Annotated in this window: 20 protein-coding genes; 12 read left to right on the top strand and 8 right to left on the bottom strand. The window is 70.8% G+C overall.

Annotated elements, in window-relative coordinates; all coding sequences use genetic code 11:
- The first annotated feature begins 79 nt into the window (after window positions 1-79).
- Entirely contained in the window at window positions 80-1,426 is a 1,347-nt protein-coding gene (gene murD / locus AC3CF1_RS09275) for a UDP-N-acetylmuramoyl-L-alanine--D-glutamate ligase (protein WP_488450109.1), read from the top strand.
- Window position 1,427: 1 nt separating this feature from the next.
- Here murD and AC3CF1_RS09270 read toward each other — a convergent pair whose 3' ends face one another.
- The 3 genes from AC3CF1_RS09270 to AC3CF1_RS09260 all read right to left on the bottom strand — a co-directional run bounded on the left by AC3CF1_RS09270 (window position 1,428) and on the right by AC3CF1_RS09260 (window position 3,518).
- Window positions 1,428-1,934 carry a DUF6114 domain-containing protein gene (locus tag AC3CF1_RS09270; protein WP_488450108.1) on the bottom strand — a complete coding sequence of 169 codons (507 nt, stop codon included), beginning with the start codon at window positions 1,932-1,934 and terminating at the stop codon, window positions 1,428-1,430.
- Between the two features lies 1 nt (window position 1,935).
- Window positions 1,936-2,565: a DUF6230 family protein gene (locus AC3CF1_RS09265; RefSeq protein WP_141910373.1), complete on the bottom strand. Its 630-nt coding sequence runs from the start codon at window positions 2,563-2,565 to the stop codon at window positions 1,936-1,938.
- Between the two features lie 188 nt (window positions 2,566-2,753).
- Window positions 2,754-3,518: a TetR/AcrR family transcriptional regulator gene (locus AC3CF1_RS09260; RefSeq protein ID WP_488450107.1), complete on the bottom strand. Its 765-nt coding sequence runs from the start codon at window positions 3,516-3,518 to the stop codon at window positions 2,754-2,756.
- A gap of 434 nt (window positions 3,519-3,952) precedes the next feature.
- Here AC3CF1_RS09260 and AC3CF1_RS09255 point away from each other — a divergent pair, with 434 nt between their 5' ends.
- Window positions 3,953-4,636 (top strand): Tat pathway signal sequence domain protein, encoded by a 684-nt coding sequence (locus tag AC3CF1_RS09255; protein WP_210794315.1) that lies wholly within the window; start codon window positions 3,953-3,955, stop codon window positions 4,634-4,636.
- Between the two features lie 57 nt (window positions 4,637-4,693).
- Here the strand turns inward: AC3CF1_RS09255 and AC3CF1_RS09250 are convergent, their stop codons facing one another.
- On the bottom strand, window positions 4,694-5,662 hold the full coding sequence (locus tag AC3CF1_RS09250) for a hypothetical protein (protein WP_488450106.1): 969 nt from the start codon (window positions 5,660-5,662) through the stop codon (window positions 4,694-4,696).
- An 87-nt stretch (window positions 5,663-5,749) separates the two neighbouring features.
- On the opposite strand from AC3CF1_RS09250, the gene AC3CF1_RS09245 reads away from it, so the two are divergent.
- Window positions 5,750-6,625, top strand: coding sequence for a hypothetical protein (locus AC3CF1_RS09245; protein WP_488450105.1), 876 nt, complete (start codon window positions 5,750-5,752; stop codon window positions 6,623-6,625).
- A gap of 30 nt (window positions 6,626-6,655) precedes the next feature.
- Window positions 6,656-7,630, top strand: a complete 975-nt coding sequence (locus tag AC3CF1_RS09240) for a hypothetical protein (protein WP_488450104.1) — start codon at window positions 6,656-6,658, stop codon at window positions 7,628-7,630.
- An 84-nt stretch (window positions 7,631-7,714) separates the two neighbouring features.
- Here the strand turns inward: AC3CF1_RS09240 and AC3CF1_RS09235 are convergent, their stop codons facing one another.
- Window positions 7,715-8,611 (bottom strand): glutamate cyclase domain-containing protein, encoded by an 897-nt coding sequence (locus AC3CF1_RS09235; protein ID WP_354983787.1) that lies wholly within the window; start codon window positions 8,609-8,611, stop codon window positions 7,715-7,717.
- A gap of 77 nt (window positions 8,612-8,688) precedes the next feature.
- Window positions 8,689-10,095, bottom strand: a complete 1,407-nt coding sequence (locus AC3CF1_RS09230) for an acyltransferase family protein (RefSeq protein ID WP_488450103.1) — start codon at window positions 10,093-10,095, stop codon at window positions 8,689-8,691.
- Between the two features lie 193 nt (window positions 10,096-10,288).
- On the opposite strand from AC3CF1_RS09230, the gene ngcE (AC3CF1_RS09225) reads away from it, so the two are divergent.
- From ngcE (AC3CF1_RS09225) to AC3CF1_RS09215, 3 genes are all read left to right on the top strand, one after another.
- Window positions 10,289-11,704, top strand: a complete 1,416-nt coding sequence (gene ngcE, locus AC3CF1_RS09225) for an N-acetylglucosamine/diacetylchitobiose ABC transporter substrate-binding protein (protein WP_488450102.1) — start codon at window positions 10,289-10,291, stop codon at window positions 11,702-11,704.
- 64 nt (window positions 11,705-11,768) lie between these two features.
- Entirely contained in the window at window positions 11,769-12,677 is a 909-nt protein-coding gene (locus AC3CF1_RS09220) for a carbohydrate ABC transporter permease (RefSeq protein WP_088949155.1), read from the top strand.
- Window positions 12,674-13,573 (top strand): carbohydrate ABC transporter permease, encoded by a 900-nt coding sequence (locus AC3CF1_RS09215; RefSeq protein ID WP_210925151.1) that lies wholly within the window; start codon window positions 12,674-12,676, stop codon window positions 13,571-13,573. Before AC3CF1_RS09220 ends, AC3CF1_RS09215 begins: the two co-directional genes overlap by 4 nt.
- Window positions 13,574-13,815: 242 nt before the next feature.
- Here the strand turns inward: AC3CF1_RS09215 and AC3CF1_RS09210 are convergent, their stop codons facing one another.
- A complete protein-coding gene (locus AC3CF1_RS09210) occupies window positions 13,816-14,808 on the bottom strand; it encodes an N-acetylglucosamine kinase (protein WP_488450101.1) in 993 nt (330 codons plus the stop codon).
- Between the two features lie 198 nt (window positions 14,809-15,006).
- Here AC3CF1_RS09210 and AC3CF1_RS09205 point away from each other — a divergent pair, with 198 nt between their 5' ends.
- From AC3CF1_RS09205 to AC3CF1_RS09185, 5 genes are read left to right on the top strand one after another with little or no spacing between them, the layout of a single operon-like run.
- Complete coding sequence (locus AC3CF1_RS09205) at window positions 15,007-15,969, top strand: MurR/RpiR family transcriptional regulator (protein WP_088949152.1); 963 nt, start codon at window positions 15,007-15,009, stop codon at window positions 15,967-15,969.
- Window positions 15,966-16,715, top strand: coding sequence for a sugar isomerase domain-containing protein (locus AC3CF1_RS09200; RefSeq protein ID WP_099855637.1), 750 nt, complete (start codon window positions 15,966-15,968; stop codon window positions 16,713-16,715). Before AC3CF1_RS09205 ends, AC3CF1_RS09200 begins: the two co-directional genes overlap by 4 nt.
- Before the next feature lie 26 nt (window positions 16,716-16,741).
- The gene (gene ngcE / locus AC3CF1_RS09195) at window positions 16,742-18,178 is read left to right on the top strand and encodes an N-acetylglucosamine/diacetylchitobiose ABC transporter substrate-binding protein (protein WP_354983783.1); all 1,437 of its coding nucleotides are present in this window, start codon (window positions 16,742-16,744) and stop codon (window positions 18,176-18,178) included.
- 18 nt (window positions 18,179-18,196) lie between these two features.
- Window positions 18,197-19,105: a carbohydrate ABC transporter permease gene (locus AC3CF1_RS09190; protein WP_099855633.1), complete on the top strand. Its 909-nt coding sequence runs from the start codon at window positions 18,197-18,199 to the stop codon at window positions 19,103-19,105.
- Complete coding sequence (locus AC3CF1_RS09185) at window positions 19,105-20,034, top strand: carbohydrate ABC transporter permease (RefSeq protein WP_088949148.1); 930 nt, start codon at window positions 19,105-19,107, stop codon at window positions 20,032-20,034. The genes AC3CF1_RS09190 and AC3CF1_RS09185 overlap by 1 nt, the downstream gene beginning before the upstream one ends.
- Window positions 20,035-20,038: 4 nt before the next feature.
- Here AC3CF1_RS09185 and AC3CF1_RS09180 read toward each other — a convergent pair whose 3' ends face one another.
- Complete coding sequence (locus AC3CF1_RS09180; protein WP_488452056.1) at window positions 20,039-21,736, bottom strand: ABC transporter ATP-binding protein; 1,698 nt, start codon at window positions 21,734-21,736, stop codon at window positions 20,039-20,041.
- Between the last annotated feature and the right edge of the window lie 16 nt (window positions 21,737-21,752).

Genomic DNA, 21,752 nt, shown 5'->3' with positions numbered 1-21,752 from the left:
CCATACTAGGCCCTGGTTCGTCCGGCCGTGTCCGGACCGGGCCCGCCCTGCCGCCGCCGCGACCCCCGAGGAGAGCCCTGTGCGCCTGTCTGACCTGCGCGGACGTACCGTCGCCGTCTGGGGCACCGGTCGGGAGGGCCGGGCCGCTGTGACCGCCATCGCGGCGCATGGCCCGGCCGAGCTGGTCGCCGTCGACGACAGCGCGAACTTCCTGTCGCTGCCCTGGGACGGCCCCCTGGCCGAGGCGGCGCCGCTGGTCACCGGTGAAGCGGGCTTTGAACGGCTGGCCGCCGCGGACGTGGTGGTCCGCTCCCCGGGCGTGCCCCAGACCCACCCGTGGCTGGTCGAGCTGCGCCGACGCGGGGTCATGGTCACCCAGGGCACCGCGCTGTGGATGGCCGACCACGCCGCGCGCACCGTCGGGGTCACCGGCAGCAAGGGCAAGAGCACCACCTCCAGCCTGATCAGCCACCTGCTCACCGCGATGGGCCGGCCGAACGTCTTCGGCGGCAACATCGGGGTGCCGACGCTGGACCTGCCGGACGCGGAGCTGTACGTGCTGGAGCTGTCCAGCTACCAGTGCAGCGATCTCACCGACTCGCCCCGGGTGGCGGTGGTCACCGCGCTCTTCCCCGAGCACCTGGACGCGCACGGTGGTGAGCGGGAGTACTACCGCGACAAGCTCAATCTGCTGGCCCACAACCCGCAGACGATCGTGGTCAACGGCGGCGATCCCCGGCTCGCCGCCGAGCTGGGTGAGCTGCCGGCGGTCCGGGCCGGTCACCCCGCCACCACCCACGTCGCCCCCGGCCTCGACGGCACGCCCTGGTTCCATCTCGGGGACCAGGCGCTGTTCCCGCGCGCCGTACTGCCGCTGGTCGGACGGCACAACGAGGGCAACCTGTGCGTCGCTCTCGCCGTGCTCGACGCGCTCGGCATGGACGTGGTGGCCGGCAAGGACCACCTCGCCGTCGCGGTCGCCGAGTTCCAGGGGCTGGCCCACCGGCTCACCGAGATCACCGACCCGTCCGGGCTGACCTTCGTCGATGACACCCTTGCCACCAGCCCGTACGCGGCGATGCACGCGATCGACGCGTACGACGGACGGCCACTGACGGTGATCGTCGGGGGCACCGACCGGGGTCTGGACTACACGCCGCTGGCCGAGCACCTGGCCGAGCGGGAGCTGACGGTGATCGGCATCCCGGACAGCGGCGCCCGCATCGTCGAGGCGCTCGCCGGCCTGCCCAAGGTGCGTACCGAACTGGTCGACGACCTGGTGGACGCGGTCCGGCTGTCCCGCGAGGTGACGCCGGCCGGCGGGGTCGTGCTGCTGTCCCCGGCGGCGCCGAGCTACGGCCGGTTCCGCAACTTCGAGCACCGCTCCGAGGTTTTCGCGCAGGCGGTCGCCGACACCGCCCGCTGAGTCAGCCCCGGTCGGCCGGGGTCGGGTCCGGCGTCTGCATGCCGGGCAGCAGCACGGTGTCGGCGTCGTTGTCGGGCTCCCTCGGCTCCGGTGCCTCGGGCTCCGCCGCGACGACCGGCGGGCGATTCTTGTCCGGGGTCCAGGCGAATGCGAGCGCTCCGCCGAGCAGGGCCAGCAGCATCCCGATGACGAAGCCGCCCAGGTTCGAGGTCAACCAGGAGACCAGCCCGAGCACCAGCGTGACAAGTGAGTAGAAGACCCTCTGCTGCGGGTTGGCGATCAGCAGCACCCCGCAGAGCACCAGGACGGCGGGCACCAGGTACGCGGCGAGCCCTTGCGGCCCGACGTGCAGCAGCACCCCGAGCGGCGCGCGCAGGGTCACCAGCATCTCCGCGCCGCCAAGGGCGATCAGCACCGCGGCGGTGAAGGGGCGGCCCCGCCGCCAGCGGCGCCACCGCCCGCGGGATCCGCGGGCGGCCGGCGCAGCCTGGTGTCGTTTTGCGCTCACGTCAGCACCCGTCTTGGGTGAACGCCATGCGCAGGTTGGGCAGGTTGAAGACGGCGGCCGTGGTGGCGTAGTTGTTCTGCCGCAGGTTTTCGATGACGATCGAGTCCGCCTGCTGGGAGAAGACGCCGGGGTTGCCCTTCACGCCGGGCACTTTGTCCAGGGTGCTGGCATCCTGGCCGATGTCGATGTTCTTGAAGGAGGCGTTGCCGGCGATCTCGTCACCGTCGACCACCAGGGTGCGGGCGCTGACCGGCTTGTCGCCGTTGCCGGCAGTGATCTTCAGGAAGACGCCGCCCAGGTTGATGCTCTGGCAGAGGTTCGTCAGCTCTGCCTTGTCGATCGCCGAGACCATCACCAGGACCTGCCCGCCGGTGTCGCCCTGGTTGGGGCTGTCCGGGATCATCTGGTCGAGGGTGGCGAACTGCTCGAACCCGGTGCCGGTGAGCTTGTCGGCGGTGACGGTGAACGGCATGCCCGAGATGGCGAACTGCGCGGCCAGCACGCCCTGGGCGGTGAGCACGATCATGCCGGCGGCGCCCGCCGCGACGGTGCCGAACGCGGCGGCGAACCGGCGCCAGCGCACACCGCTGCGCGGCGGACCAGGTTCGATGTGTGCGGTCTCCTCCGACATGGGGCTCTCCTTAGAGATCATTCATTGGCGACAATGGGAATTGCGACCCGGGTTGCTGCGTATCGAGGCGCAGAGCCGAAGTTACCGCCGAGTAAAGGGCGGGTCAACAGCGTGTAGCGGCAGCCGGTTACGCGGTATCTGTGAAATGCGTCTAAAGTGAAAAACCGCTGCGGTTTCCGACCGTGTGATCAGGGCTGGAGGGTCGGCACGCAGGGCGCGGCCGTGCTCGGGCCGTCGTCCGGGCGGATTGGCCGGGTCGCCCGAGCCGCACCTTCGGTGCCAAGGAACGGCGCGATGGAGGCGTAGGTGAGCACCGGCAACAACTGCGGCAGTTCATTCGCCCGACCCTGAGCCACGCGGCTGCGGATGGTGGCGTAGACACCGCCGACCACTGTGGACACCAGCGCGTCGCGGTCCACGCCGGTGACCGCCGGTCCCGGGCCGGCGTCGGCGAAGAACCGGCGGAAGCTGCCGAGCAGCGCGTCCCGTTCCTGGCGGGCGTCCGGGCCGGCGGCGTCCACCTCGACGAGCGCCATCCGGGCGAACGCGGGCACGCTCGCCAGCACCTCCAGCAGGGTGCGCAGTGCGCCGCGGGCGGCGTCCGGCCAGGCCGGGCCCGCCTCGTGGTAGGCGCTGTCCATCAGCTGTGACACCACGGCGATGCCGTGTCGGTACGCGGCGAGGAAGGCGTCCTCCTTGCCGGTGAAGAGAGCGTAGAAGGCGGGCCGCGTCACCCCGGCGGCGTGGCAGATGTCGCTGACCCGAGCGTTGTCGTAGCCCTTCGTCGCCACCTCGTGCACGAGCCCGTCGAAGAGGCGGTCGCGCTGGGTCGCGGCCACTGCCTCGGCGGAGACCCGGCGCGGGCCGCGCTTGATCGCGCGGTCGGGGTCGCGGCCGGGACGCGCGCCCGGGAGGGGCACCGGCGCCGGATGCGGGTGGCTCTGCGTGGTCAACTCATTGACCGCCTTTGATGCGTTGACTTTACGACCCTCCGGGGTTTATAACTTTCTCCACGCTCAGTTGTTGTCCCGTCACCTATGGTGATCTCCCCGGATGATCGCCCTGACTCGTCGAAGGAGGGCTCGATGGCTGTCATTATCGCCGAACACGAGCGCCCTCCCAAGGCCGAAAAGGCGCAGGTGAAGCGATTCCGTCGCAGTGCGCCACGCTGGCCCGCCACCTGAACGGCGGCACCTCCACCACCGTCGGCCGGCCCTGACCGCCGCCCGGCCTCCGCCACCACCGCCGGCCGGTCCCGACGGCCGCCCGGCACCCTCCACCACCGCCGTCCGTTACGGACGGCCCCGATCCCCGCCCGGGCGTCCCCGCCCGGCGGTGACCGCCCGTGCGGTCCGCTCATTCCCGTCCCACCGCGGAAGGAAAAACCATGCTCAGGTACGGAAGAATCGGCGGGGGCCTCGTGGCCCTCGCGCTGCTGACCGGTCTCGTCGCCGCCACGCCAGCCTCCGCCGACCCGTCGGCCGCGCTCGCCGGCAACGTGCTGACCTACCCCACGGCCGGCGGCACCGCCGTCGCCGTCAACGACGTCATCCAGGCCAGCCTCAAGACCGGCACCAACGCCACCTTCTACAACTCCACCTCCGGCACCACCGGGATCAGGTGCGCCGCGTCCAGCTTCAGCGCGAAGGTGCTGACCAACCCGACCGCCCCGGGCACCGCCACCGAGAGCCTCACCGCCCAGAGCTTCGGCAGCTGCACCACCAACGTGTTCGGCACCACCGGGGTGCAGAGCATTGCTCTCAACAACCTGCCGTACGCCACCTCCGTCACCAGCGCCGGCGTCGTCAAGATCACCGGCACCACGGCGGCGCCGGTCCAGAGCACCGTCGTGCTGAACTCGCTGCTCGGCACGATCACCTGCGTCTACCGGACCAGCACCAACAGCCTCACCGGCGCGGCGGTCAACACGACCAACTCGATCACCTTCACCAACCAGCCGTTCACCAAGTTCTCCGGTCCGTCCCTCTGCTTCGGCACCGCGTACTTCTCGGCGACCTACTCGCCGGTGCGCGACAGCACCAAGGGCAACGCCGCTGTCTACGTGAACTGACCACGGTCCACGGGGCCGGTGCGCGGCGACCCGCCGTGCGCCGGCCCTCCACGGCGGTCAGCCGGCGGTCAGCTCCTGGTGCAGGGCGCGCATCGAGCGGATCGCCGAGCGGATCTCCTGAAGGTAGCGGCCGGGGCTGAGCGTCGGCTCCGGCAGCCGATCAAGGTCGACCAGACCGGGGTCCACCCCGACCGTGTCGATACCGCAGCCGTACGGCACGGCCAGGGTGCGCAGCGCGTCGCAGTGCTGGAACGGCACGTAGATCGGCGCGGTCACCAACAGCACCGCGTCGTCGGGGGCGAGTTGGACGTGCCCGGCCCAGAACCGCTGGGTGTCCGCGGTGTGGGCGCGCCGTCGGTGCGGTTCGCTGGAGGGCGCGGCCAGCACCCGCACCGGTGGCAGACCCGCCGGGAGATAGGTGCGCGACGACCAGGAATGGTGCGGGTGATCCGCGTCGACCCCGTCCTCGACTGCCGGGGTGCTCACCCCGAACGCCAGCCGGACCGCCGCGTCCAGGGCGTCCACCTCGGTCACACAGCCGGGCACCCCCGCCTCGGCCAACATTCGGTGTTCCCGGTCGGAGAGCGGTCGGAAGCTGCCCAGCACCGCCACTTCGCCGGTCACCCCCAGACCACCGTCCAGCAGGCGCGCAGCGTACGCGACGCGGCGCAGGCAGGCGTGCGCCAGACCGCCCAGCACCACCAGGTGGGCGTACGCGGGCCGGGCTGGTGGCACGGGTCGGACGAGCCCGAGCGCGGCGGCGGCGGCGTGCACCAGCTCGACGGTGCCCGAATCGAGATCCGGCTCCCGGGCGTCGGGCCTCTCCCGGCCACCCCGGAAGTCCCAGTGTTCGGCGGAGAAGTCGTCGAGGAACCGGAGCAACTCGGTGAGATCACCCTCGGGCCAGGTGCCGCCGAAGCGGGCAACCAGCCCGCGGAGCGGGGCGGAGCAGACCCAGGCGCCAACCTCGGCTGTGATCCGCTCGACGACCGAGCCGGTCGACGGTGCCTCGTCCGCTCTCCGCACCTGCCGGATGCTACCGGCCCGCTGCGGCGGTACCGACGGTTGTGGCTGGTGGCTACCCTGGCGTCAGCAGCGGATTGGGGGACTTCGATGGCCCGTGACGTGGCCCGTCGGCGGTCAGGGGAGCGGGGTGGCACCTCCGAGGGCGGCTTCGTCCGTGTGGTGGCGCACACCGACCCGGTGGCGTTGGTCGGCATCACGCTGTCGATCACCCTCAGCATCGCGCTCGACCTCAGCAACGCCGCCTCCGGTGTGGAGTCGTTGCTGGCCGGCCTGATGGGCATCACCATCTCGCTTCTGGTGGACTCGCTGGCCCGCGCGGAGCGCCGGTTTCACCTGCGCACCCTGCTGGACGGTCCGCCCTGGCTCGTCCGCACCACCACGGAACTCGCCGGGGCCATGCGGGACGCCGCCGAGCAGCACGCGGGCACCCGGGTCGCGGTGGAGGCGCAACGGCGGTACGAGCAGTTCCGGCTGGAGGCCGAGCAGCTCGCGGAGGGCCGGATCATCCGGCGCGGCGACGAGGACGAGGACCTGATCGGCGCGACCCGCACCTGCCTACGACGGCTGGACGCCCTCACCAACGTGATGCCCCGGGCGAGCGGGGAGCTGAGCTGGTGGCGCAGCGAGATCGGCCGGCGCTACTGGGACGCCAACGTCGAAGCCCTGCAACGGGGCGTCCAGATCACCCGGATCTTCGTCTACGCCAGACTGAGCGACGAGCTGTCCTCCCTGGTGGAGAAGCAGCGTGCGGCGGGAGCACGGGTGGGGTTGCTGCCCTACGGTGTGGTCAGTCCGCAGCTCCACGTCAATCTGGCACTCTGGGACGGGTCGAGCTGTTGGGAGGCCCACATGACCGCACACGGCGAGATCGGCGAGAACCAGTTCTCGGTCAACCGGACGGACGTCAACCGGCTCACCCGCGTGTTCGACCTCTGCGCGAATGCCGCGACCTTCCAGGACTGACGGCCCCACCGGGGCGGAGACGGGTGAGTCATGACGTGGAGCGCGGTCCTGCTGGTGACTGCCGTCGTCTGGGCGGTCAGCGTGATCCGCTCCGTCCGGCTCCGAGCGCTGGTCTACAGCCTGCCGTTGCCGATGACGCTCGTGCTGGTCAGCACCGACAACAACCGGGTGGAGGGCGCGCAGTTGCTCGGCGTGCTCGGGCTCAACCTCTTCTTCGTCACGGTGGCGGTCACCCACCATCGGCTGCGCTGGCCGATCCTGCTCGCCGACGCTGCGGGGATCGCTGTCTACGTGGCGCTCAGCGCCGGTCTGTTGGCCGTCGTCATCCCGTTCGAGGTGGCGCTCGCCATCACGCTCGTGCTCTGGCTGGCGGCCATGCTGCTGCTGCGCCGTCGCGCGCGCCTGAACACCGTCGCTGACGACCCGGCCGCCGCCGTGGAGACCTCGAACGGAGGTCGTCCGGACGGGCTGCCGCCGTTGCTCAAGCTGGTGGTGATCTTCGTCGGGGCGATCCTCACCGCGCTGCTCGGTGCCGTGCTGCGGGGCATGGTGGTGACATTCCCCTACTCGGGGGTGCTTGTCGCTGTCGAGGCCCGCCACCAGTTGCGCGAGTTCAGTCGACACTTCGCCCGCAACAGCCTCGCGCTGGTCGGCTTCCTCACCGCGTACCACTACCTTCAGGACGTCTCGTCGGCCCTGGCGCTGGGTGCCGGTTGGGCCGCCTTCGCGGCTGTCGCGGCTGCCCTGCACCTGCCGTTACGCCCCCGCCCGGCAGCGCCGGACCCGACGACGGCGGCCCCGACCATCGGGTCGCCGCACGACCAGCCCTCGCCCGACCGGCGACCGGCCACGCCACCCGCCGGCGATGCGACCCCCGGCGATGCCGCACGCCGCCGCGATCCCGCCACGTCGACCCGCGGCGGCGCGGCGGTGGTCCGCAGAGCCGCGCAGGTACGCCCGCCGAGGCCACTCCGGCCGGCGGCCGAGCCACCCTCCGTGCGATGAGGACAGTTAGGGCGTGTTTCGGGAATGCTGGCCGGACGACGCCTGGACTCCGGCTCGGCTCAACCGACATTTCCGAAACACGCCCTAACGGCCGGTCCGGACCAGCTCGGCGATGCGTGTGAGGGGTTCGGCGTACGCGGGCCAGTCGAGGCCGTCGACGCTGAGCGTGGGTCGGCGACGCACGCCGTCCACCGCGCCCGCGCGCACGATCGCGGCCAGCAGGTCGTACGACCACGCGGGCTCCAGCAGCGTTCGAAGCGCCGGCACGTCGGGGCGCAGCAGCGACAGTGCGCCGACGAGGGCGGCGGCGGCCCAGTTGGAGGTGCCGCCGACCAGCAGCGCGTCCGCGCCCACCACGCACCGGATCCGCTCGCCCGAGGCGACCACCCGTCCGATGAGTTCCGCCGGCAACCGGCCCATGCCCAGTTCGTTGCCGCCATCGCCGATGCCGACGCGGAAGGCCGACCCGGAGGTGTAGAGCCGGTCCAGCGGCGCCGTGTGCGCGCCGATGTCCTCTCCGCGCATGTTGCGGGGCCGACCGTCCACCCCCGGCCCGACCCGTTCGCAGGCGATGAGGTGCGTCAGTCGGCCGTACTCGGGCAGGAGGGCGGCTTCCCACTCCTCGTACCCCCGCAGTGGCGCGACGTCCACCGGTAGACCCGGCGCGGCCGCGGCGACGGCCGCCTCGACCACCGGGGCGCAGGGCTCGTCGGTGACGAGCCGGCACCCGCCGCCGAGAAGGCGCAGCGCGGCGGCGATCTGGACCGCGCCGAGCGGGCCGTCGGTCTCCGCTGCCGGTGGCTCGGCACCCGGAATGAAGAAGCCGGTGAACACCGCCGCGTCCGGCGTGCCGGACGCGGCGAGCGACCGGGCGGCGGCCAGCAGCCCGCCTGCCGCGGGCTCGGCCAACGCCTCGCTGCCCCGGCCCACCTCGCGCGCGGCGACGCGCTCCAGCTCGGCGATCGTCTGTTCGGTGCGCACCGTGTGCCTCCCCGGCGACAGTGGACCGACCCAGGGTAGCGGTGCCAGGCGAGGCCGCCGGTCGAGCGGCGGACGGGTCAACCTCGGGTTCCCCACCCCGACCTGAGCAGTCGCAGCACGCCCGCCCCGGCCGCGTACGCCAGGAGCGCCGGGACGGGCGTGCCGAGCGGCTCCGGGGCGCGGGCCGCCGTCGTGCTGTTGATCAGCAGTCCGGCCACCACTGCGGCGTATCCGGCGACGGTCAACGCGGCCCGGAACCGGCCAGCCCGCCCAGCGGTGCGGTGCCGGCCACTGCGCGCCTCCACCGGCCCGAAGATGACGACCAGCACCGACAGGACGACGGTGAGCAGCAGCAGCCAGGGCAGCCGCCACGCCCACCAACCGGCGGAGTCGACCGCCGGGGTGGGCAGCGTCCCGGTCGCGTCGAGCACCCCGATCAGCAGGATCACGGCGGTGAGGTGCCAGAGGAAGATGGTCAGCACCACCAGGTTGACCCCGATCACCACCTGCCAGGGGCGGGTCCGGTGCAGCAGTCGTTCCGCCGGGTTTCGGAGCAGCAGGATCAGGCCCAGCTGGCCGGCGGCGACGGCCAGCAGCGCGAGGCTGGGTGGCGAGGCGTTGTCGAGCCGTTCGCCGGGCACCTTGAGCATGGCCACCGGCCACGGGCCGAGCACGGTGAGCAGCACCAGCGCGCCCAGCCCGCCGACGAGGGACATCAGGCCGGCCCGGCGGGAGATGGGCAGTGTTCGGCGTACCCGCGGATGCTCGTGCGTCGACGGCCCGGCTGCGTCGGTGGACGGCGGCCCGGTCTGACCGGCGGCCGGCGGTGCGGCGCGGGTGTCGTGCCAGGCGAAGCCGAGTTGGTGGACGGCCAGCCATCCGAAGAGGTAGTTGCCGTAGCTCGACTCCTCCGGCCCGGTCAGCCGGCCGAGGTCGCCGAGGCCGACCAGGGCGACCAGCACCAGCGGGATGACCAGGCCGAAGCGGCGGTGCAGCGCGTACATCGGTGGGGTGAGCGCGACCACCGCCAGGTAGGCGACCAGGAACCACAGCGGGATGGTGGCGAACCAGAACACCTCGCGGATCCGGGTCGGGTCGGTGCCGACCAGCCAGGCGACGGCCGCCGCGGCGGTGAGGACCAGCAGCAGCACGCTGGTGGGGCGGACCAGCCGGGCGCTGCGGTCGAGCAGCCAGCCGGCGGCGTCGCCGCCGCGGGCCCGCAGTCTGGTCAGTGAGGCCGCGTTGGCATAGCCACCGACCAGGAAGAAGACGGGCATCACCTGGGCCAGCCAGGTCAACGGGTACGCCCACCGCAGATCGCCGAGCGCGGAGTGCCCGGTGGCCTGTCCGTCGGCGTCGCGCTCGATGACCGTGACAACCCAGTGTCCGATAATGACCAGGGTGATGGCGAGCGCGCGAAGCAGGTCGACGTACCGTTCCCGCCCGGCCGGGGTGCGCTCGGCCAGCTCGCGCAGACGGCGCATCGCCCCAGGCTAGGCGACCCGACCGCCGCCGGTGGCGATAACGGTTCGACCGTCAGGACTTGAAGTCCGGGGCCGGCTGTCGTAGAAATTCTTCAGTAACAGAGCATGAACTGAAGAGAATCAACGTGCCTCGCGCGGCGGCCGCCGTCCCCCTGACATCGGCGGTCCGCCCGACCCGACCCGAGGAGACTCGATGAACAGGCGTGACATTCTGCGGCGCACCGCTGCCGCCGGCCTGCTGGCCACCCCCGCCGCCGGTCTGCTGACCGGCTGCGCCACCGGAGGCGGTGGTGACAAGAAGGACACCAGCACCTACCAGGGCACCAAGAGCGCCCAGAACCCGCTCGGCGTGAAGGAGGACGCCCCACTCGAGGTGGTGATCTTCGGCGGCGGGTTCGGCGAGGAGTACGCAAAGGCCCACGAGGCCATGTACACCGAGAAATACCCGAAGGCCAAGGTCAAGCACTCCGTCACGCAGGAGATCAGCAAGACCCTCCAGCCGCGTTTCGTCGACGGCACCCCGCCGGACGTGGTCAACAACTCCGGTGCGGGCCAGATCGACTTCAACGGCCTGGTCAGCCAGAACGCCATCGCCGACCTCGGCGAGCTGCTCGCCGCGCCGAGCCTCGACGTCCCCGGCAAGACGGTCCGGGACACCCTGCTGCCCGGTGCGGTCGAGGTCGGCTCGTACGACGGCAAGTTCCTGGTGCTCAACTACACGTACACCGCGTACGGCATCTGGCACTCCAGCAAGCTGTTCACCGAGCGCTCCTGGGAGTACGCGAAGACCTGGGACCAGCACATCGCGCTCTGCAAGGAGATCAAGGCCGCCGGGATCGCCCCGTGGACGTACGCCGGTCTGCACCCGCGCTACATGAGCTGGCCGGTGATCGCCACCGCGATCAAGCTTGGTGGCCCCTCGGTGGCGACCGCCATCGACAACCTGGAACCGAACGCGTGGAAGTCCGAGTCGATGCGGACCGCCGCGGACGCCTGGCACCAGATCGTCAAGGACAAGTACATCCTGGACGGCTCGTCCGGTCTGGATCACAAGCAGTCGCAGACCGCCTGGTGCCAGGGCAAGGCCGCCTTCATCTCCTGCGGCTCCTGGCTGGAGAGCGAGCAGAAGGACGTCACCCCGGCCGGGTTCAACATGACCATCGCGCCGACGCCGAGCCTGGGCAGCGGCGACAAACTGCCGTTCGAGGCGATCCGGGGCACCGCCGGTGAGCCGTTCATGGTGCCCGCCAAAGCCCGCAACCTCGCCGGAGGCTTGGAGTACTTCCGCACCATGCTCTCCAAGAAGGGCGCCCAGGACTTCACGAAGAAGGTCGCCAGCCTCACCGTGATCGCCGGCGCCACCGAGGGCGTCGAGCTGCCGTACGGGCTGACCACCGTGGTCAAGGCACTCGACGCGTCCGGCGCCAACGGCTTCAACTGGGTCTACAACAACTACTACCGCAAGTTGGAGCGCAACCTCGTCGACGCGGCCTGCGGCGAGTTCTTCAGCGGCCGGATCGGCCCGGCGGAGTTCCTCGACCAGTGTCAGAAGGGCGCCGACTCGATCGCCCAGGACAGCTCGATCAAGAAGTACAAGCGAGCGGCCTGACCGCCCGGCCGGTGGGGGAGCTCTCCACCCCCACCGGCCGCACCACCTTCGGAAAGGTCCCCTCGTGAGACATGGCAAGTGGCCGCTGATCGTCACGTTCCTCGTGCCGCCGGTGCTGCTGTACGTGTTCTTCGTCGTCTCGCCGTACCTGCAGGCGTTCCAGATCTCCACCACCGACTGGCTCGGCTACTCCGCCGACGCCAACCAGGTCGGCCTGGCGAACTTCAGGACCCTCTGGCACGACGACTACGTCTGGAACGCGCTGAAGAACAACGCGATCCTGCTGGGCCTGGTGCCGGTGCTGACCATCGTGCTCGGGCTCTTCTTCGCCAGCATGCTCGCCCTCGGCGGGCGCAAGGGCCGCGCCGGGGTGACCGGGGTACGCGGAGGGGCGCTCTACCGCACTGTGTACTTCTTCCCGCAGGTGCTCTCCGTGGTGATCATCGCGCTGCTCTGGAAAGAGGTGTACCACCCCAACCAGGGTCTGCTCAGTGGCGCCGTGCGCGCGGTCGGCCTGCCCGCGCCGACCTGGCTCGGCGACCCGGCCACCGCGTTCTGGTGCGTGCTGGCGGTGATGGTCTGGAGCAACGTCGGCTTCTACGTCGTGCTGTTCGGGGCCGCCATGTCGGCAGTGCCGAAGGAGATCTACGAGGCCGTGCTGCTCGACGGCGCGTCCCGGTTCACCACCCTGCGCCGGGTCACGCTGCCGCTGCTCTGGGACACCATCCAGGTCGCCTGGGTCTACCTCGCCATCTTCGCCCTGGACGGGTTCATCCTCGTGCAGCTGATGACCAACGGCGGGCCGAACTTCTCCACCGACGTGATCGGCGTACGGATGTACGACACCGCCTTCGGCAGCGAGACCAAGTTCGGCTACGCCTCGGCGATCGGCGTGGTGATGTTCTTCCTGACCCTCACGGTGGCGGTGCTGTCGCTGCGGGTCGGCCGGCGCGAACGGATCGAGTACTCGTGACCACTCTGGATCAGCCCACCGTGAACGCCCCGACCCCGGTTGCCACACGGGACCGCCCGGTGCGGCGGGAACTCGGCCTGGCCAACGTCCTCTCGCACGGCTTCCTGGTCTTCTGGGGCCTGCTCACCGTACTGCCGCTGCTGTGGATGTTCATCAGCTCGTTCAAGACGAACGGTGAGATCCTGTCCGACCCCTGGGGTCTCCCCGGCGCGCTGCACTGGGACAACTGGGCGCGGGCCTGGACGGGCGCGCACATCGGCCGGTACTTCCTCAACAGCCTGGTGGTGGTGGCCGGCTCGGTCAGCCTCACCATGCTGATGGGAGCGACCGCCGCGTACGTCTTCGCGCGGTACGAGTTCCGCGGCCGTCAGGTCGTCTACTACCTGTTCGTCGGCGGCCTGATGTTCCCGGTGTTCCTCGCCCTGGTGCCGCTCTTCTTCGTGGTCCGCAACGCCGGCCTCTTCGGCACCTGGAAAGGCCTGATCCTGGTGTACGCGGCCTACTCGCTGCCGTTCACTGTGTTCTTCCTGACCGCGTTCTTCCGGACCCTGCCGACCACTGTGGCGGAGGCCGCGATGGTCGACGGCTGCGGTCACTTCCGGCTCTTCTTCCGGGTGATGCTGCCGATGGCGCGTCCGGGAATGATCAGTGTGGCGATCTTCAATTTCCTGAGCCACTGGAATCAGTTCCTGTTGCCGCAGGTGCTGATGCAGGGCGACGACTCCAAGTGGATGCTGGCGCAGGGGTTGTTCGCACTCTCGGTCAGCCAGGGGTATGCCGGCGACTACGCGCGGCTGTTCGCCGGGCTGAGCATCGCGGTGCTGCCGGTCCTCGCGATCTACGTGGCGTTCCAACGACAGGTGCAGGCCGGCCTAACCGCAGGCCAGCTCAAGTAGAGCCGACACCCGCCCGACGCCGCCCGTCCCGTCCCCGCCCGCCCCGTCCCCGCCCGCCCCACCCGCCCGCCCCACCCGCCCAGCCCAAGATCCGCGCAACTTCGGTGAAACTGCTGCCTCAGCGCGCCGTGAGGCAGCAACTTCACCGAAAGTGCGCGGATATTGCGCGTGCGAGGGCGGGTGGGGCGCACGCGCCGGGGCGGGCCGGGCGCGGGGGGCGGGCGGGGCGCGGGGGCGGGGGGTCAGGGGGCGGGGAAGAGGCGGGCGTGTAGGGCGGCCGGGTCGGTGACCTCGGGGAGGTCGCGGGCGGCGAGCCAGGCTGCGGCTGCGGCGCCGTCACCGGCGGTCCGTAGCGGCGCGTCCGGCCACTGGCGGGCGATCTCCACCCGGACGGCGGTGGCGAGCGGGGTGTCGGCGGTGAGCAGCCCGCCGCCGAGGACGACCGGTGTCACCGCGCCGGCCGCGCGGATGCGGCCCACGCTCTCGGCCAGGTGGGCGGCTGCCTCGGTGATCAGCGCGGTGGCGACCGGCTCGCCGTGGGTGGCGGCGTCGACGACCAGCGGCGCGAGCCGGGCCAGCTCGACGGGGGCTCGTCGGGTCACGGCCTGGATGGTGGCGTCCACGGTGGCCCGTGGGCGGGGGGCGATCTCGGCGCTGCCCACCAGCTCGGTGAGCACCGCTGTGGCCAGCGTGCCGGGTGTACGCCCGGCGTCCAGGTCGGCGAGCAGCCGGCGGACCGCTTCGCGACCGAGCCAGAAGCCCGAGCCGGCATCGCCGAGGAGCCAGCCGTGGCCGTCGGCGATCCGGTCGAGCCGCAGGTCGTGGACCTGCGCGGTGATCGCACCGGTGCCGGCGATGAGCACGGTGCCGTCCGGGGCGGAGGTGCCGGAGGCGTACGCGACCAGGGCGTCGCCGTGCACCGCGTACGGGCAGCGCAGGCCCGCGTCCTGCCAGGCCTGGTCGAAGGCGGCCCGTCCGGCCGGGTCGGCGAGCAGTCGGCCGGCGCCGGCCAGACCGATGGTGCCGGCGACGACCCGCGCCGGGTCGACGTCGCTGAGCGCCTCGCGGAGCGCGGTCAGCAGCTCGACGGCGGCACGTTCCGCGCCGTGACTGGTGGGGTTGCCGCCGCCGGCGCGACCGGTGCCGAGGCGTTGTCCGGTGAGGGTCAGGACGGTCGCCCGGGTGGACGTACCGCCGATGTCGAGACCGACCACGGCGGTGTCGAGCTTCGGCACGGGTCTCCTTGCGCTGAACGACGATCGGGACTGTTCATGCTGGTCGGCGACGTCGTGGAGGGCAAATCCTGGCGGGCGCGGCGGCCTGTGCGCCAGGTAACAGTTTGAAAACTTCGCCCACGGTCTTGACATAGACAGTCGTTTAGTAAGAAATTTTACCACTAACAGTTAACAGTCCTTCGAAAATGCGAGGCGTCGATGGTTGATCAAGAGGTGGACACCGCTGCGGGGACCGCGGTGGTCGACGCCGATGCGATCGACCGGCGCAACGCCCTCGGATCGACCTCCGACGGGGTGCTGGCCCGGGTCCGCAACGGGCTCGCCGAACTGACCGGCGCCCTGCGCCGCGTCGCCGAGCACGTGCTGAGCGACCCGGAGGCCGCCGCCCGCTCGACAATCGTCGAGCTGGCCGAGCGGAGCGGCACCTCACCCGCGACCATCACCCGCTTCTGCCGGGTGATGGGCTTCGAGGGATACGCCGACCTGCGGCTGGGCATCGCCTCCGAGACCGGCCGGGCACGCTCGGCCGGCTGGACCATCGACATCGGACGCGAGATCCAGCCGGGCGACCCGTTGGCCCGGGTGCTCGACCAGATCATGGCCGCCGACACCCGGGCCATGCACGACACGGCCACCCTTCTCGATCTCGCCGAGGTCGAGCGGGCCGCGGTGGCGATCGCCGGCGCCAACCGGGTGAACATCTTCGGCGCCAGCGGCAGCGCCCTGGTCGGTGAGGAGATGCAGTTCAGCCTGCACCGCATCGGGGTGGCCGCGTGGGCGTGGAACGACGTGCACGAGGGATTGGCCAGCGCTGCGCTGCTGCGCGCCGGGGACGTGGCACTGGGCATCTCGCACACCGGGCAGACCCGCGAGACGATCGAGATGCTCGCCGAGGCGGGCAGCCGGGGTGCCACCACCGTCGCGCTCACCGGCTTCCCCCGTTCCCCGTTGGCCGAGCTGGCCGACATCGTGCTGCTCACGGCCAGCCAGGCGACCACCTTCCGACCGGATGCGCTCTCCGCGCGGCACCCCCAGCTCGTGGTGCTCGACCTGCTCTACATCGCCGTCGCCCAACGCACGCACGACCGCGCGCACGCGGCCTTCCGGCGCACCGCGCAGGCCGTCGACGGGCACAAGTCGGCGAAGGGATCCGTCTCATGATCAGCGCCCAGGGGTACGCCGACGCCGTCCGCCCCGTGCTCGACCGGCTGCTCGACTCGGAGGCCGACGGAATCACCCGGGCTGCCGATCTGATCGCCGAGAGCCTGCGCGGCGGCGGGGTGCTCCAGGCGTTCGGCGCAGGGCACTCCGAGGCGTTCGCCGCCGAGCTGGTGGCCCGCGCCGGTGGGCTGGTCCCCACCAACCGGCTCTCGGTACGGGACCTGGTGATGCACGGCGACGCCCCGCGCGACGTGCTCGCCGACCCCAAACTGGAACGCGACCCCTCCATCGCCCACCAGATCTACGCGCTCGCGGCACCACAGCCGCGCGACGTGTTCGTGGTGGCGTCCCAATCCGGCATCAACGGCTCGGTGGTCGAGCTGGCGGCGCTGGTCACCGAGCGCGGTCACCCGTTGATCGCGGTCACCTCGGTCGAGCACACCGCGCGGGTCGCCCCACGGCACCCGTCCGGGCATCGGCTCGCCGACCTCGCCGACGTCGTGCTGGACAACGGCGCGCCGTACGGCGATGCACTGCTGCCGCTCGAGGGCGGCGGCGCGGTCTGTGCGGTCTCCTCGGTCACCACGGCGCTGCTGGCGCAGCTGCTGACCGCGGAGGTCGTACGACGGTTCCACCAGGCAGGGGAGGTACCCCCTATCTACCTCTCCGCCAACGTCCCCGGCGGGGACGAGCACAACCTCGCCCTCGAGTCGCGGTACGCCGGGCGCCTCCGGCGCACGGCATGACCCGAATTTCACAAGGAGACACGACGATGTCGTTTACCCCCGAACACCCGGCCGCACTCGACCGTCGCACGGTTCTGCGTCGCGCCGCCGCCGTGGGCATGCTCGCCACTCCGGCCATCGGCCTGCTTGGCGCCTGCGCCACCAGCGGCAGCGACAACGACAACGAGCAGGTCGCCGGCGGCACCAAGAGCGCCGCCAACCCGCTGGGCGTCAAGGAGGACGCGCCGATCGAGGTGATCATCTTCAACGGCGGCTACGGCGAGAAGTACGCCACCGACGTGCACGAGCCGCTGTACAAGAAGGCGTTCCCCAAGGCGGAGGTCAAGCACCAGGCCACCCAGGCCGTCTCCACAGTGCTCCAGCCGCGGTTCGCCTCCGGCAACCCGCCGGAGTTCGTGAACAACTCGGGCGAGAAGCTGATGGACTTCGGCGCGCTGGTCGCCGACGGTCAGCTCCAGGACCTCACCGAGCTGTGGGACGCCCCGTCGGTCGACGACGCATCCAAGAAGGTCCGCGACACCGTGGTGCCGGGCACCATCGAGGCGGGCTCGTTCAACGGCAAGCCGTACGTCCTGTACTACGTCTCCACCGTCTTCGGCATCTGGTACTCGGCCAAGCTGTTCAAGGACAACGGCTGGGCGCCGGCGAAGACGTGGGACGACTTCATCACCCTGCTCACCGCCATCAAGGCCAAGGGCATCACCCCGTACGGCTACGCCGGGGCGAACGCGGCCTACTACCAGTGGAACGTGATCCTCACCCAGGCCGCCAAGATCGGTGGCGTCGACGTTCTCAAGAACATCGACAACCTGGAGGATGGCGCCTGGAAGCAGGACGCGATCAAGCAGGCGGCCACGGCGTGGGCCGAGGTCGGCGCGAAGTTCAGCGACAAGAGCTTCGAGGGGCTCAAGCACACCGACGTGCAGCTGCGGCAGAACCAGTACAAGGTGGCCCTCTACCCCAGCGGTGACTGGCTGGAGGGCGAGCAGAAGCAGGACACCCCGCCCGGCTTCGACTACCAGCTCATGCCGGTGCCGAGCCTGACCGCGTCGGACAAGATGCCGGCCACGGCGCTGCGCGCCACCGCGGGCGAGGGCTACTTCGTCTCGGCGAAGAGCAAGAACCCCAAGGGCGGCCTGGAGTACATGCGCCAGATGCTGTCCAAGGCGGGCGCCAAGGGCTTCACCGAGGTGGTCAAGGCCCCGACCGTGGTCACCGCCGGCTCGGAGGGCTTCGCCTTCCCGCCCGGTGTGGCCAGCTCGCAGGCCGCGCTCAAGGCGGCCGGCCAGGACGTGTTCAACCTGTACTTCGACGGCTGGTACAAGGAGCTCGACACGGAGGCGCGGACCGCCACCAACGAGCTGATGTTCGGCCGGATCAACGCGGACGCCTTCGTGGAGCGAATCCAGAAGCGCGCCGACGCGATCAAGAAGGACAGCTCCGTAGCCAAGTTCAAGCGCTGATCGATCGGAGCTAGGGTCATGCGGCACGGCAAGTATCCATTCGTGATCGGGTTCCTGTTCGCCCCGGTCGCGCTGTACGTGACATTCGTGATCTGGCCATACGCGCAGGCGTTCCAGATCTCGATGACCAACTGGCGAGGGCTGTCCGCCCCGCAGTGGGTGGGGTTCGACAACTACCGGAGGCTGCTTGACGACGGGGCCTTCTGGAAGGCGGTCCAGCACCACGGCGTACTGCTGCTTGCCCTGCCGCTGATCACCGTTGCCATCGCCCTGTTCTTCGCCTTCCTGCTGAACGTGGGCGGCAAGAGCAGCGGCGGGCAACGCCAGGGGGTCTGGGGGGCGAAGTTCTACCGGGTGGTGTTCTTCTTCCCCCAGGTCCTCGCGGTGGCCATCATCGCGGTGCTGTTCCAGATGGTGTACCGACCCAACGAGTCCGGCCTGATCAACGGCGTGCTGATGGAGTTCGGCCTGGAGCCGATCCTCTTCCTGGTCAAGCCGAACCTGGCCCTCTGGTCGATCATCGCGGTCCTCGTCTGGCAGGCCGTCGGCTTCTACGTGGTGCTCTTCTCGGCCGGGATGGCCTCCATCCCGGGTGAGATCTACGAGGCCGCGGAGATGGACGGGGCGACCAAGGTGACCCTGTTCTTCCGGGTCACCCTGCCGCTGCTGTGGGACACCCTCCAGGTGGCCTGGGTGTACCTCGGCATCGCGGCGTTCGACGCGTTCGCCATCGTGGCGGTGCTCTCGGTGGACGGCGGTGGTCCGGACGGCGCCACCACCGTGCTGGCGATGGAGATCTACCGCAACGCGTTCGTCTACTCGAAGTACGGCTACGCCTCGGCGATGGGCGTGGCGCTGTTCTTCCTCACCCTCACGTTCGCGGCGCTGACGCTGCGGCTCACCAAGCGGGAAAGCGTGGAGTACTGATGAATCCGCAGTCGACGCTGCCGCCGACCCCGGCGGCGCTACCGCCGAAGACCGGTGATCCGTCCGACCCCGCCGGGCCGGGGCGTAAGGGCCCCCGCTCGGAGGTACGGCTCTTCGCCGGCCTGGGGCACATCGCGCTCGCCGTCTGGGCGGTGATCGTGATCGTGCCGATCCTCTGGACCTTTCTCGCCGCGTTCAAGAACACGAGCGAGATCTTCAGCAGCCCGTGGACGCTCCCGGCCGAGCTGCGCTGGGAGAACTTCGGGCGGGCCTGGACCAAGGCGAACGTCGGCCGGTACTTCCTGAACAGCGTCATCGTGGTCTCGTGCAGCACGTTCCTCACCATGCTGCTCGGCTCGATGGCCGCGTACGTGCTGGCCCGCTACAAGTTCTGGGGCAACCGGGCGGTCTACTACCTCTTCGTCTCCGGGTTGGCGTTCCCGGTCTTCCTGGCCCTGGTGCCGCTCTTCTTCGTGGTGAAGAACCTGGGCCTGCTGGACACCCACACCGGTGTGGTGCTGGTCTATACCGCGTACTCGTTGCCGTTCACTGTGTTCTTCCTGGCTGCGTTCTTCAAGACGCTGCCGTCGTCGGTGGCCGAGGCGGGCATGATCGACGGTTGTGGGCACAGCCGACTGTTCTTCCAGGTCATGATGCCGATGGCGAAGCCCGGTCTGATCAGTGTCGCGATCTTCAACATCATCGGTCAGTGGGCGCAGTACCAACTTCCGCTGGTGCTGCTCTCCAACGCCAAGGACAAGTGGGTGCTCACCCAGGGCATCGCCGACATCTCGGTCAACGCCGGCTACGAGGCGGACTGGTCCGGGTTGTTCGCCGCGCTGACCATCGCCATCCTTCCGATGATCATCGTGTACGCGGTCTTCCAGCGCCAGATCCAGGCCGGCCTCACCTCCGGCGCGGTGAAGTAGCCGGTCACCGCGGCCGCTCGTCGGCCTGCGTGTGCCAGGAGCGCCACAGGTCCGCGTACGCCCCGTCGGCAGCCACGAGATCATCGTGGCTGCCGATCTCGGTGATCCGGCCGTCGGCCAGCACGGCCACCCGGTCGGCGTCGTGCGCGGTGTTGAGCCGGTGCGCGATCGCGATGACGGTCCGTCCGGCCAGCACGGCGGCCAACGCCCGCTCGGTCCGACGGGCGGTGCTCGGATCGAGCGCGGCGGTCGCCTCGTCCAGGATCAGCGTGTGCGGGTCGGCGAGCACCAACCGGGCCAGCGCGAGCTGCTGGGCCTCCGCGGCGCCGAGCTGCCGGGCGCCGTCGCCGATCGCGGTGTCCAACCCCGCCGGCAGGGCGTCGTACCAGTCCGCGCCCACGGTGACCAGCGCGGCCCGCATCTGCTCGTCCGACGCGTCCGGCGCGGCGAACGAGAGGTTGTCCCTTACCGAGCCGATGAAGACGTGGTGCTCCTGGGTGACCAGGGCGATGCGGCGGCGCCGCTCGGCGGGGTCGAGGTCGGTGATCGGGCAGCCACCGATGCTCACGACGCCCTGCCGTGGCGCGTCGATCCCGGCCAGCAGCCGGGCCAGGGTGGACTTGCCGGCGCCCGACGGACCGACGACGGCCAGCCGCTCACCGGGCTGCACCTCCAGGTCGATGCCGTGCAGCACGTCCGGGCCGCCGGAGTAGGAGAACCGCGCCCCGCGTACGACGAGCCGCTCTCCCCGCGACGTGGCCGTCCGGCCCGTCGGTTCCGCCGGGACCATGCCGACGCCGAGGACCCGGGCGTACGACGCGAAACCGCGCTGCGCCTGCTCAGTCCACTGCAACAGCCGGTCCAACGGTTCGATCGCCTGTTGCAGGTAGAGCGCGGCGGCGACCACCGCGCCGAGCGTGACCATGTCCCTGGAGAACAGGTAACCGCCGACGAGCAGGACCAGGGCGACCGGCAGCGGATAGCTGGCCTCGACGATCGAGAAGAACACCGTCCGCAGCGCGAGGGTCGCCCGCCGGGCCCGCCACACCTGGGTGATGCGACCGGTGCCGTGCCGGATCCGGTCGTCGGTCAGTCGCAGCGCCTCCACGGTGCGGGCACCCTCGGCGGTGGTGGTCAGCGTCTCGGTCAGCTCGGCTGCGGCGGCGCCCTCGGTGAGGTACGCGGAGCTGGCCCGGCGCAGGTACCAGCGGGTCACCGTCACGATCGACGGGAGCCCGGCCAGCGCTGCCAGCCCGAGCAGTGGATGCAGCAGGAAGACCGCCCCGAACAGCAACGTCAACTGCACCCCGGCGATGACGATGGTGGGCACCACGTCCCGGACGGTGGTGCCGACCGTCGCCACGTCGACCGAGCTGCGGGTGGCCAGGTCCCCGGAGCCGGCGCGCTCGACGACCGAGACCGGCAGCCCCAGAGTCCGGGAGACGAACTCCTCGCGTAGCTCGGCGACGGCCCGTTCACCGAAGCGGTGACCGGCGTACTGGGCGTATCGGGAGAGCAACGCGCTGACCAGGACGCAACCGGCGATGGCCAGCGCCAGCCGGTCCACAGTGGCCACTCCCGCGCCCGCGGTGACCCGGTCGACGATGGTGCCCAGCAGCCACGGCGGGGCGAGCCCGGCGACCGCGGCGGCGCTGTGCAGCGCCAGCACGATCCCGACCGCGCGGCGGTGCCGGCCGATCATGTCTCGCAAGGCCCGG

Source organism: Micromonospora sp. MGP-C2, assembly GCF_057766525.1.
The sequence above is the reverse complement of the archived record's forward strand: the minus strand, read 5'-3'. Positions and strand labels throughout refer to the sequence as shown.

Excerpts from the sequence above, each read along its gene's own strand:
- AC3CF1_RS09265 (WP_141910373.1), bottom strand. The coding sequence starts at position 2,565 with ATGTCGGAGGAGACCGCACACATCGAACCTGGTCCGCCGCGCAGCGGT.
- AC3CF1_RS09255 (WP_210794315.1), top strand. The coding sequence starts at position 3,953 with ATGCTCAGGTACGGAAGAATCGGCGGGGGCCTCGTGGCCCTCGCGCTG.
- AC3CF1_RS09245 (WP_488450105.1), top strand. The coding sequence starts at position 5,750 with ATGGCCCGTGACGTGGCCCGTCGGCGGTCAGGGGAGCGGGGTGGCACC.
- AC3CF1_RS09240 (WP_488450104.1), top strand. The coding sequence starts at position 6,656 with ATGACGTGGAGCGCGGTCCTGCTGGTGACTGCCGTCGTCTGGGCGGTC.
- AC3CF1_RS09230 (WP_488450103.1), bottom strand. The coding sequence starts at position 10,095 with ATGCGCCGTCTGCGCGAGCTGGCCGAGCGCACCCCGGCCGGGCGGGAA.
- ngcE (WP_488450102.1), top strand. The coding sequence starts at position 10,289 with ATGAACAGGCGTGACATTCTGCGGCGCACCGCTGCCGCCGGCCTGCTG.
- AC3CF1_RS09205 (WP_088949152.1), top strand. The coding sequence starts at position 15,007 with ATGGTTGATCAAGAGGTGGACACCGCTGCGGGGACCGCGGTGGTCGAC.
- AC3CF1_RS09200 (WP_099855637.1), top strand. The coding sequence starts at position 15,966 with ATGATCAGCGCCCAGGGGTACGCCGACGCCGTCCGCCCCGTGCTCGAC.
- ngcE (WP_354983783.1), top strand. The coding sequence starts at position 16,742 with ATGTCGTTTACCCCCGAACACCCGGCCGCACTCGACCGTCGCACGGTT.
- AC3CF1_RS09190 (WP_099855633.1), top strand. The coding sequence starts at position 18,197 with ATGCGGCACGGCAAGTATCCATTCGTGATCGGGTTCCTGTTCGCCCCG.
- AC3CF1_RS09185 (WP_088949148.1), top strand. The coding sequence starts at position 19,105 with ATGAATCCGCAGTCGACGCTGCCGCCGACCCCGGCGGCGCTACCGCCG.
- AC3CF1_RS09180 (WP_488452056.1), bottom strand. The coding sequence starts at position 21,736 with ATGATCGGCCGGCACCGCCGCGCGGTCGGGATCGTGCTGGCGCTGCAC.